At 37.6% G+C, this 12,059-nt stretch carries 10 protein-coding genes; 4 read left to right on the forward strand and 6 right to left on the reverse strand.

Translation table 11 applies throughout. From position 1 onward, the window contains the following. Positions 1-91 precede the first annotated feature (91 nt). Positions 92-778 carry a phosphoribosylaminoimidazolesuccinocarboxamide synthase gene (locus tag ACVYAD_RS04305; protein WP_476424825.1) on the forward strand — a complete coding sequence of 229 codons (687 nt, stop codon included), beginning with the start codon at positions 92-94 and terminating at the stop codon, positions 776-778. A gap of 170 nt (positions 779-948) precedes the next feature. Next, the gene (locus tag ACVYAD_RS04310) at positions 949-1,602 is read left to right on the forward strand and encodes a Yip1 family protein (RefSeq protein WP_349658827.1); all 654 of its coding nucleotides are present in this window, start codon (positions 949-951) and stop codon (positions 1,600-1,602) included. Positions 1,603-1,662: 60 nt separating this feature from the next. Here the strand turns inward: ACVYAD_RS04310 and ACVYAD_RS04315 are convergent, their stop codons facing one another. The 5 genes from ACVYAD_RS04315 to ACVYAD_RS04335 form a co-directional block, all read right to left on the reverse strand. Further along, positions 1,663-2,865, reverse strand: a complete 1,203-nt coding sequence (locus ACVYAD_RS04315) for an NAD(P)-dependent malic enzyme (RefSeq protein WP_386827974.1) — start codon at positions 2,863-2,865, stop codon at positions 1,663-1,665. Between the two features lie 403 nt (positions 2,866-3,268). Beyond that, positions 3,269-4,099 carry an MBL fold metallo-hydrolase gene (locus ACVYAD_RS04320; RefSeq protein ID WP_476424827.1) on the reverse strand — a complete coding sequence of 277 codons (831 nt, stop codon included), beginning with the start codon at positions 4,097-4,099 and terminating at the stop codon, positions 3,269-3,271. A 174-nt stretch (positions 4,100-4,273) separates the two neighbouring features. Further along, entirely contained in the window at positions 4,274-4,399 is a 126-nt protein-coding gene (locus tag ACVYAD_RS04325; protein WP_476424828.1) for a hypothetical protein, read from the reverse strand. Between the two features lie 137 nt (positions 4,400-4,536). Then, positions 4,537-5,346 (reverse strand): sulfurtransferase, encoded by an 810-nt coding sequence (locus ACVYAD_RS04330; protein WP_349658831.1) that lies wholly within the window; start codon positions 5,344-5,346, stop codon positions 4,537-4,539. Positions 5,347-5,356: 10 nt separating this feature from the next. Then, on the reverse strand, positions 5,357-8,968 hold the full coding sequence (locus ACVYAD_RS04335; RefSeq protein WP_476424830.1) for a dynamin family protein: 3,612 nt from the start codon (positions 8,966-8,968) through the stop codon (positions 5,357-5,359). Positions 8,969-9,556: 588 nt separating this feature from the next. On the opposite strand from ACVYAD_RS04335, the gene ACVYAD_RS04340 reads away from it, so the two are divergent. Beyond that, the gene (locus ACVYAD_RS04340) at positions 9,557-9,976 is read left to right on the forward strand and encodes a DUF4183 domain-containing protein (RefSeq protein WP_476424831.1); all 420 of its coding nucleotides are present in this window, start codon (positions 9,557-9,559) and stop codon (positions 9,974-9,976) included. A gap of 204 nt (positions 9,977-10,180) precedes the next feature. Here ACVYAD_RS04340 and ACVYAD_RS04345 read toward each other — a convergent pair whose 3' ends face one another. Further along, complete coding sequence (locus ACVYAD_RS04345; protein ID WP_476424833.1) at positions 10,181-10,795, reverse strand: pyroglutamyl-peptidase I; 615 nt, start codon at positions 10,793-10,795, stop codon at positions 10,181-10,183. Between the two features lie 563 nt (positions 10,796-11,358). Here ACVYAD_RS04345 and ACVYAD_RS04350 point away from each other — a divergent pair. Beyond that, on the forward strand, positions 11,359-11,814 hold the full coding sequence (locus ACVYAD_RS04350; RefSeq protein ID WP_476424834.1) for a chemotaxis protein CheX: 456 nt from the start codon (positions 11,359-11,361) through the stop codon (positions 11,812-11,814). Positions 11,815-12,059: the final 245 nt, after the last annotated feature.

Here is a 12,059-nt window from a genome sequence, read left to right on the forward strand (position 1 = left end):
AATTTACATTAAAACGAACAATTTTACTATTAAACAATAAAAACATTCGTGTTATAATATTGGAGTACTACGACATATTGGAGGGTTTTTTGTGGAATTATTGTATACAGGTAAAACGAAAAATGTGTTCAAGTTAGAAGATGGTCATTACTTATTAAAATTTAAAGATGATGTAACTGGTGAAAACGGCGTATTCGACCCAGGTGCTAATACTGTTGGATTAACAATCGACGGTGCTGGTTTGGCTGGTCTTCGCTTAACTTCTTATTTCTACTCAAAACTAAACGAACAAGGTGTTCCTACTCACTATGTTGATGCAAACTTCAACGATGCAACAATGACGGTAAAACCTGCAACTGTTTTCGGTAAAGGGTTAGAGGTCATTTGCCGTTTCAAGGCAGTAGGATCTTTCCTACGTCGCTATGGTGCTTACGTGAAAGAAGGACAAAACTTAGATTCTTTCGTAGAAGTTACCATCAAAGATGATGATCGACTAGATCCTCCTATTTCTGAAGATGCTTTAGCAATGTTAGACCTGTTAACACACGAAGAATATGCAATTTTAAAACAACGCACGATTGAAATTGCTAAATTTGTTGCTGCAGAACTTGCCAAAAAAGGGTTAACCCTTTACGATATTAAATTAGAATTTGGCCGTGATGCTCAAACAAATGAAATTTTATTAATAGATGAAATTTCAGGTGGTAATATGCGCGCTTACAAAGGCGAACAATACATAGAACCATTAGAGCTTGAAAAAATTATGTTAGCTGAATAAAAAAACCATTCTATTAATATGCTATGTAAGAGTAGTTACGAGTAATCAAAAGAGTCGCTTTTTTGCGGCTCTTTTTGTTAATAAAATGATTTCTTTCGAAACTTTTCACTAGGTAATTCCGTATACTCATTATACGCATAAATTTTTACTATTATTTTGGAGGTAATTTGATGGATAACTATAATGAATCATCACAAGAAAGGCCAAAGGTTAATCCATTTTTGTCTATTTGGTTGCATCCAAAGAAAACAACCCGTTACATGATAGAAGAAAAATCAATAGGTTTTGCGATTCTTCTCATGTCAATTGGTTATCTAGGTGTTACACTTTCAGACCTTATTGATAGTACATTTTTGTCAGACGTGTCTCCTTGGTTTATCGTCATTTTTTGTGTTATTGCAGCACCGATTTTAGGGATAATTGGCACGGCTTTTTCTGCACTAATCACTTGGCTGTTCGGTAAACTTTTTAAAGGAACAGGCACGTACTCCCACTTATTCAAAGGGCTAAGTTTAACTTCTATCCCATTTATAGTACTAATTCCTTTTTATTTAATTTGGTTATTTACATCACCTGAGTCTTTAATGAATTCTGACTTCGCTGGAACTTATCCTTGGGTTATTTGGCCAGCACTTTTATTAACCCTTGTGGTTGTAATTTGGTCCCTCGTTATTACAGTAGGAATTGTAGCCGAAGCACATCAAATTCCGAATTGGATGGCCTTCTTAACGCTCTTAATTCCAACCATTATTTTCGTTATACTATTCATCATTCTTATTATTGTTCTATTTTTCATTTTCGGCATTTTATTCGGAATGATGTAAAAAAATCTCCCCTCTCTATGAGAGTGGGAGCTTTTTTAGGTTCACTTGTATACATAAATGTTAAACTGAAAGCACTGTATTTTGTTGGAAGAGCTCTGACACACCTGACTCAACAGCTGCACCACTTACAGCTTGCGAAACAATTTCAACAACCCGCTCATCTAATGATTTAGGTACAATATATTCCTCGGTTAATTCCTCATCACTAACAAGAGCCGCTATCGCTTCCACTGCAGCTATCTTCATCGCTTCGTTAATATCTGTCGCTCGAACATCCAATGCCCCACGGAAAATACCAGGGAAAGCGAGTACATTGTTAATTTGGTTCGGATAATCTGAGCGTCCTGTTCCCATAACACGCACACCCCATGCCTTAGCGTTTTCATACGTAATTTCAGGATTAGGATTCGCAAGTGCAAACACGACCGGATCTTCATTCATTGAAGCAATATGTGCTTCTGTTAATAAATTGGCAACAGATACGCCGATAAAGACATCAGCCCCTTTAATGGCATCCTCCAATGTACCCTGTATTTTTTCTGGATTTGTTAAATGGGCAACCGTTTCTTTAATCGGATTCATACCTTCAGCGCGGCCTTCATAGATGAGTCCCTTTGTATCGCACATGAAAATATTTTTATAGCCCATTTGCACAAGAATACGCAAAATAGCAATACCCGCTGCTCCTGCACCATTAATGACAACCTTCATCGTTGCCACATCTTTCTTCACAATACGATTGGCATTAATCATCCCTGCACCTACAACAATCGCTGTTCCATGCTGATCATCATGAAATACAGGAATATCACATTCTTGGCGCAGACGATCTTCAATTTCAAAGCATCTTGGCGCAGAAATATCCTCTAAGTTTACAGCACCGAAAGTTGGAGCAAGCGCCTTCACAATGCTGACGATTTCATCTGTACTCTTCGTATCTAAGCAAATAGGAAAAGCATCAACATTAGCAAATCGCTTTAATAAAATCGCCTTCCCCTCCATTACCGGTAACGCCGCCTTCGGACCGATATCTCCTAATCCTAACACCGCTGTACCATCCGAAACAACAGCCACCATATTCCCCTTCATTGTATAGTCGTAAACAAGCGATGGATTTCTTTCAATCTCTACGCAAGGCGCAGCTACCCCCGGAGAGTACGCAAGACTTAGATCATATGAATCTTGTACAGGTACTTTAGAAATCACCTCTAATTTCCCACTATAATACTCATGCATTTCTAAAGCCTTTTTCATAATGTCCATTCAATCCCATCCTTTTCTTTTCGAATTATTATATATTTCAGAATCATAATACTTTGTGAAAGTAAAGTCAATGAATTTTCTGTCAATTTTATTTTTTCTTTGAAATAGCGCTATTTTTAATCGTCTACTCCTGTTTTTTGTCATGTTATTTCCTTCACAATCAATTATTTCAATATAAAATTTACAACTATTGTCCTTTCAATAAATGTATAACTACCGGCATTAAACCTGCTCAACTTTTCACATAGTATTTTTCTTATGTAATTGAGATTTTTTTCACAAACTTATGTAAGCGCATCCATTACCCTATCTAGTTTCGTCACATTTTCTCCACATTTTTTCACATAGTTTTTTATTATATTCATTCCTTAACAGTGTTACATTAATCAACAAAAAAGAGCCCTTATTTCAAGGACTCTTGCGTAAACTGATTTATAAATGCGGTGATAATATGCTTAGAAGACCATTGTTCCCCTGATACTTTTGTAATCGGGTATTCCCGAGAAAAAATTGATTTTGTCATTTCGCCTACCGAATAACCTTTATGAAACAGTTGCCTTATATTCTCCTCCATCTCTTCTAAATAAGCAATTTTTTCTTGTATTTTCGCTCGACCATCCGCTATAAAGCCTGCATGACAACAATATACTACCTCAAAATCATAGTTTACTATTTTTTTCAAAGACGCTAAGGTATGTACGATATTTTCTTCATCAAGGACAACCTTAGTTTTCGTTTGTATATACAAATCACCTGTAAACATAGCACCTGTTTCCCGATTATAAAATGATACATGATCTGTCGTATGTCCTGGCGTTTCAATAACATCCCAAGTAGCTGAATTCGTTTGTAACGTATCGCCAAACGGTTGAGCTATAAACGCTGGCCGCTCACCCCATAATGCCTGTCGATAAAAAGGATACTCCCCATCTTTTGCACAAATGCCCACCGAATCACGGTGAACATAGATAGGTACACCCGTATGTTGCTGAATCCATGCTGCATTTCCTGAATGATCCTCATGAGAATGAGTGAGCGCCAATTGTTCAATCGGTAATTCTTTAAAAAAAGATTGGAACTCCTGCGAAAGTGAGTATGAGCCTGTATCAATTAATAACCCATCCACAAAAAAGCTATATACACTCATGCCGATACCCTGAACCGCCACTTTTCCTTGAGCACATTGCACATCAAGATTCCGTTGAATTTCTATACTTTTCTCTCTTTCAAGCATCCTTTCTCCCCCTTTGTAAAAAGAGTTTAGCATAAAAAGAATATTCAGTCATTTGAACAATCCGTCAAAACTCGGTTCGTTGGTATAATTTCTCCCTAGCGGGGCTTTCCATCATTTTGACGGTTCTATCCACGACTCTGACTTTTCTTTCCGTTGCTCTTGCTTTTCTTTCCGTCACTCTGATTTCCATGCGTCACCTCCGCCTTTCTTTCCGTCGCTTCGACTCTTCTTTCCGTCGCTCTGATTTCTATCCGTCACCTCCGCTCTTCTTTCCGTCGCTTCGACTCTTCTTTCCGTCACTCTGATTTCCATCCGTCACCTCCGCCCTTCTTTCCGTCGCTCTCGCCTTTCTTTCCGTCACTTCGACCGCTTTCCACCTTTTCCACTCCAATAAAAGCAAAAACGCCCACCAAAGTGAGCGTTTCTTCTATAATCTTTTATTCATTTGTTCCTTTTTCAACGTCATATTGTGTAATCCAGTCACTATAGCTACCTACGTACAGTTGAATATTTTCGTAGCCTTCATCTGCTAGCACTGCATACAATGGTGATGCTGTAACACCGCTTCCGCAGTACACCACAACATGCTCGTCACGAGTAATCTTGCTACGTAACGCATCATTCGCTTGCAAATGACCGTCTGATTTTAACTGTTCCCAGTCAAAGTTTTTCGCAGTTGGAATATGCCCAGCTACACTATCAAGAGGCTCCATCTCACCACGATAGCGAGCTGCGGCACGTGCATCTAACAACGTAGCATTAACTTCTCCATCCACAATTGCTTTCACTGCTTCACGTGGAGCATATAGTTCATCTCGCCAAACAAATTCGATCGTAGTTGGTGGATATTTGATAATGTCTTTTGTGAAAGGTATTTTCTTTTCAAGAGCCGGTGCGCCACCATTCACAATTACTACATTCGGAAAGCCTGCATAAGTCAGCATCCACCAAGCACGTGGTGCAAATGGAGCCGCTCCTTGATCGTAAACGACAATTTGATCCTCATAGTTTAATCCCAATCCTTGAAATACCGCGGATAGCTTTTCCTTATTCGGCATGGGATGGCGACCATCGCCGGACCCCATATCAGATAAATCCTGCTCTAGATCCATATAAATCGCTCCTGGTGCATGCCCTTCTTCAAATGCTTTGCTACCCGCCTCTTTCTTTTGTAAATCAAAGCGGGCATCTACGAAACGGACTTCATCAAACTGAATTTCCTCAACTGATTTGAATACTTTTCCCAAATGAATCACCTCATGCGTATTGTAATTGAGCATAGATTGCTTTCCAAGAAGCTAAACGACTTTCTTCCTGAAGTGCAAGTCTTTCTGTTGCAATTTGTTCAAGTGCCTGATGATAAATATGCAGACGTAATTTCTCTGCTTCCTCCGCAATATAAGTAATCGCCCATGCCATGAGAGATACTTTTTGCGAATCTAAATAATCTTGCGCATCTGGTTTTGTTAAGGCCTCTAGCGCCTCACTTAACTTCACTTTTTCATTTTTCTCAAAGAATGCCTTTTGATTACGGAAGTGTGATTTCACACCTGAATATTTAGTGATATCTGCAAATGGCCCTTCAAAATCAAGTAAATCTGGCTCAGAAGATTCAAACGCTAAAAACGAGAAGCTTCGATTTAATTCTTTAAGCTCACGTACTTCATCTTTAAAGCGCAGTTGCATTTTTTTACTAATAAACTGTGATAAACGGAAGTTCGTTACACGCATTTCTTGTGTAAAATCAAATCGTAAACTTTGCATTACTTCCTTTAAAGCATGCTCTAATGCTTGCTGAACCGGCATTGCTGCAAATGTTGACGGATTGTAGCCTTCCTTAAAGAACTCTGGGTAACGATAGTACACACGCTGAAGAACATAATACAGTAATTCATCAAGCTCTTGCTTCGTTTCACTTTCTACCATACTTGTATTAAGCGAATTGAATTTCGATTTCACATGTTGTTCAAGAGTTGTTAATTCCTCTAAACGCTCATCCTTACGCTTTAAGTTCTCTTCTGTTTGAGCAATTAAGTCACCTAAACGTTGCTCCGTTTTATCGACTTCCTCTGCAAGTGCCTGAACCGCCAATGCACTTAATTCATCATTTAAGAATGTGTGGAAAGAATCTTCGAAAGGAGGCATACCAGATGTTAAATCCGCACCCTCTACTTTTTCCTTTAATGCTAATAAGCTAGACACACCGTAAAGTCGTGGGAAGCGAATGCCAAAGCGTTGTAATTCTGAACGCACATAACCCTTTACATCTTCCTGTTCTTCTTCTGTTGTCGCTAAATCAATCGCATTGACGATAAAGAACATCTTATCAAGCTCGAAGGCATCCTTCACACGACCAAGCTGGATTAAAAACTCACGGTCCGCTTTTGCAAAAGCATGATTATAATAAGTAATAAACAAGATTGCATCAGCATTACGAATATATTCAAATGCCACACCTGTATGACGCGCATTAATAGAATCTGCTCCTGGTGTGTCAACAAGTGTTACACCCATGCGTGTTAACGGACTGTCATAATAGAAATCAATATTATCGACAAAGCATGATTTATTTTCCTGCGCAACAAATTTTTCGAACTCTTCACGGTTTACACGTAATACTTGTCCAAGCTCAGACTTAAAAGTTGGGAACCCTTCTTTATATGCGCGAATAAATGATTTATGCACATTTAAGCGTTCGTCAGATAGTTGCACCGCAAGTCCCTCATCTGCACGATTGAATGCTTCTTCTAACGAAGAAACCGATAAACCAATCGCTGCATATGAAGCTTGAATATCTTCTAACATTTGGTCAGCTGTTTTTAATTGGACATCTGCTGTTTCATGCGGATGATCTGGTGAAACAGGACGAATTTTATTAATAGCCGCTGTTGTCGGGTTTGGTGACACAGGTAAAACCTTGGCACCCATTAACGCATTAGAGAACGAAGATTTCCCTGCACTAAATGCACCGAAAAGCGCGATTGTGAAATCCTTTTTCTGTAAGCGTTCTACTTTATTTTCTAAGTAAGTTGCTACTTCCGCAAAGCCTTGTACATCTTTTACAGCAGTTGCCGTGTGAAGTGCACGCTTCACTACACCTTCAATAGGAAGACTTGTTGCACTAACTGCTTGCTCTGCTTCTTCCTCCATTAACGCTTCCTCTTTTGGCTTTAACATCGATTCGTCAAATAATCGAATATCTGCTAAATCTTGCTTAAATGCATGCTCCCAATTTGTCAGCTGTTGATTGGCTATTTTACGTATTTCATTGCTAGCCTGATGCATAATACTTGCACTATATTGCTGATAGCCCTCGATTTCAAGCACTGCTTGAATGGCATCAACTTTCTCTTGCATCCCAGCCATTTTTAATTTAGATGGAGCAGCCGTTTCTGTAGCTACTGCTTCTAAAGTTGTTGCTTGCGCATCTTTCCACTTATCAGTTTCCTGGATATAATAGCGCTTAGTCGCTTCTGCCACACGGTTGGCAAAATTCAACACAGCATCTCCTGTTAAAATTGCGCCAACTTGTACTTGCTGCTCAATAAGGGAGAACGGTAAATCAAAGGCGTAGGCATCAATAGCTGTAGCACGTTCTTCATTTAACGCACCAACATCCTTTATCACCTTTTTCATTAGCCCTTTTAAATGTCCAGTAATCTGTGCATGAACAACATTCTGATAGGCACTATAGGCATCCTCTTTACGGCGGTTACGCTCTTCCTCTGTTTTTTTCTTAGCAGTAAATAAGCCCCCTACCTTGAAACCTTCCTGCTGACTTTCTAAATAAAGACGTAATTTATCGCGTAAATCTGCTGGCATAATAGCTGCATTCGCAAGAAGTTCTTTACGTTGCTCTTCGAACATTTCATTCCATGCCTCAACTGAGAACAGTTCAACTTGACGATTTAGCTTATTGTACTGCTCTAAAATATCCTTATGGTTTGCCCAGTCATCGGCACTTAATACATCTTCATCAATGTCTAAACGATCCTGTCTTTCTTCCGTTAAATAATTGTCATGCTCACTTTGTAATAAACGCAATGTATTTGATGCAGTTTGTACAAGCTGCTCCTGCCAATCATTCATACTATCCATAACGATTTTCTTTACGACCGTAAAATCGTTATTAGGGTGCTCCGGCTCTCTTAATGAAGTAAAAAATACGCCTTTTGGTACTACGCCCCAAGCTGCAAAGGAATTGTGAACAGTTGCTTTAAATTCCTCGAAGCTTAATTCATTTTCCTTATGCTTATCAATCATGTTAACGATTAAATAAACGTTTGGATTGTACTTCATTAATTGCTTTGTAAATTGAAAATTCAATTCCGATTGCACGTGATTGTAGTCCATTGTATAAAATACGATATCAGCAATATGAAGAGCAGACTCTGTTGACATACGGTGTGCATCATCTGTCGAGTCAACTCCTGGTGTATCCATAACAGTGACACCTAGTGGTAATGTCGATGTACTATGACCAATTTCAATTTGTGACACTAGGTCCCCATTTTTACTTAGCTCTTTAACTGTTTTAAAATCATAGCCCGCTTCGAATTTTACAGGCTTTTCATTATGCATATAGACAATTGCAAAGTCTTCTTCAGATTTATGGACTTTGACGATATTTGCACTCGTTGGAATAGGGCTTGCCGCAAGTAAATCTTCACCCGATAGTGCGTTAATCATACTCGATTTACCAGCAGAGAAATGGCCTGCAAAGCCAATAACATATTCTTTTTGCTGTATTTTACGTGCAAAAAGTGATGTCTTATCCATACGCTCTGTATCACCATTATGCTGATAAATTATGTATTGTAACGAAGCCTGCTTTAAAAGCGCCTCCAATTGTTGTTCAAAATCTTTCATAAAAACCAGTAACCCCTTTATTCATATTAATCAATTTCGCCTTGGCGTAATCGCGTCCGGATTGTGAATTGTGGAGCACAACTCACTCCTTTAAAAATCCGTGACATCCGCCGGAGGTTTTATCTTCAATCAGTGATATTTGGAAAGGAACCATATCCGTATTCATCTTACAACTTCAGAGGAAGTAGTTTTTACGAATGAAGATAGTCATAATTAATATTCTACCTTATTCGACAAGCAAAGTATAACACTAATTTACTATTAAAAGCATATATATCAGGATTTCAGACGCCATATTCATCTATATCGTCCTGTTTATTTATAAAATTAAAGCATTATAGGCACATTATTACTAGGTAATGATGTTTCTTAAAACCTTATACCAGGATAACGCCCAGCCTGAACAGAAATTCCCCACACGTTATGGTCATTATTTTTCTAACTACTAATTTCTATTGCAAAAATGGATGTGCAACTATTCAACTACTAGTTTTCTTGATATTTTAAAGTAAGAAAAAAAAGATTGGTGTGCGATTGTAAATATAAAAGTGAATAGATAAGTACGAAGTTAAATGGAGTGATAAACTTATGGTTAACTTTAGGAACCACCAAAAAATCGAGCAAGAGTGTGAATGTGAAGATCGGTTTATTTGGCCACGTATAAAAGCTAGTAACATTCTTTTGAAAGAGCCTCCCCCAGTCGTTGAACCTAGTAGAAATATTATTCCAACAGTAAATAGATATTTCAATATTGTTACATCGGATATTGATTTGACTAATGGGGCGACTCTATCAGCTAGCCAATTTTGGAATGATAATGGGAACCAAGCAACCGAATTTATCATTTTTAATCCGAGTGGCTACGTTAATCTTTATATCAATGCCGTCATGCAGGAAGGTGGAATTTATACTTTGACTCCAACCACGTTAACCTTAAGTCCAAGTAATTCAACAATTTATAGGGGTACTCCAATCATCATAGAATCAATAGGGTTTTCAACACAGTAAAATAAAGCCTTGAAATAGGTACTTTATCTGCCTGGACACTGTATTAGTGATAGAATAAACGGGAGTACGTTGATATCAAATCAATCCTACTATCCAATAATTTGTTTCATTACTTATCTAACTAAAAATGGATGCCTAAAATGATGATTATCATTTCAGGTCATCCATTATACTTCTTTATTTATCCTCATCGTTTAAGGAAAATCAATCTTTTGCTGAACGAACTGTCTCCTCGATACAGAGCCTAATACACGTGATTAAATCTTGGATATTCCATCCCGGTATTTTTCCATGTTGAATCGCCAAATCAAATGACGCAGGAATATGAATAAATCCAGCACGTACCTCTTTATGTTGCTTCGCGTAAACAAGCCCTTCATACATAATGTTATTACATAAATAGGTACCTGCCGTATTTGAAATCTCCGCTGGATATCCTTCTTTGCATAATCGATTTACCATATTTCTAATAGGTAGATTCGTGATATAGGCATCTACACCATCATCATAAATGCTCTCATCTACTGGTGTATAACCTTCATTATCTGCTTCCCCATCTTTAATATTAATCGCAATTCGCTCTGGCGTTATTTTAAATCGGCCTCCAGCTAATCCTAATGAAATAATGATTTGTGGCTTAATCTCAGCAATATATTGTTTCAGCTGTTGAGCGGATTGCTGAAAATCTACAGACAAAATGCGTCCTACAATTTCATAGCCATCCATCTTTTCCCCATTTAATTTTTCTACAATTTGCATCGTTGGATTTATTTTATAGTCAAGAAATGGCACAAACCCTGTTAATAATATCTTCGTCATTTTCTTCACCTAATTTTCTATAGGACATCGCTTGATTGCCTATCCATTTTTATTTTTTGATACTACAGTAGTCAGAACGATCATTAGCAACTAATAAACATTCTATGAAGTTAATGTCTTATTAATAGCCTCGTAACCAGTCTATAAAAAACCAATTCTCATTTTCAACATTTTTCAGAAAAAAACAAATAATTATCCTCTTTATTCCCTCGAAAGTATGTAAGATAAATATTTTCGTAAAAAAAAGCATGATCTTTAAATTACTTAGACCATGCTCTACTTGTAAAAATATTGTCGTTATTGTTTATTCTCTTATTTTAAATGCGCAGTCGCCTGTTTCATAACGTGTTTTCCTACTCCAATATAGATAACCACTGCCGTTCCAATCAATACGAATGTCATCGCTGACCGCTCCTTTTTTTATAAAATCGTCCATTTAATGATTTTGAAAATCATTCTCATTAATATAATATAAATTTCCCATTAATTCGTCAAGACATACTTTCATCTTACCCATTTAACATGGTAAGATGTAGAAAAGTCGGAAAAAGGATGCGGTAAAAATGAGTAATTCGAAGTACTTTCAAACTATTTTAAATGGGACAATCCACGCTTTAAAATCGATCCTACCTATGGAGATAGACGTGAAAACGCCGAGTATTATTTCTGAACCATTTCAACAACAGCAAATGGGTGTTTTAATTGGTTTAATAGGTGATTTAAAGGGCCGAGTAATCATTGATTCGTCTCCAGAAACATTTAGTGGCATCGGCAATACAATGTTTGGTATGCCTCTCGAAGGGGAAATGTTGGAATCCTTTACAGGGGAATTTGGCAATATGATTGCCGGAAATCTATGTACTACCGTCGGACAAGAAAGCTTAGAAATTGATATCACACCGCCAACGGTGATGGTTGGTAACACAAAATTATACGGCTTTGATAAGGCCTTTATACTCCCTGTCACAATTCCAAGCGTCGGTCCATTAACAGTTCTTTTAACAATTGAAGAAGAATAAAGTTCTAGAATATCGAACTGGTTCAATTTATACATCCTATGCCTACACATCAAACATTTATGATTACGCCTGATCATTCTCTTTAATAAACGGTGAATGCCCCCTAAGGCTCAAGTCTAAATTTCATATAGTAAAATTCCTTGAAAAATAATAGATTTCAATAATAATCACTTCATTTTCAACCAAAATGCGGCCATCTCAATGACTATAGAGGTGGCTTTTTTTTATTCCCCCCTCAATTTTTC

The organism is Lysinibacillus sp. G1-3, assembly GCF_056322905.1.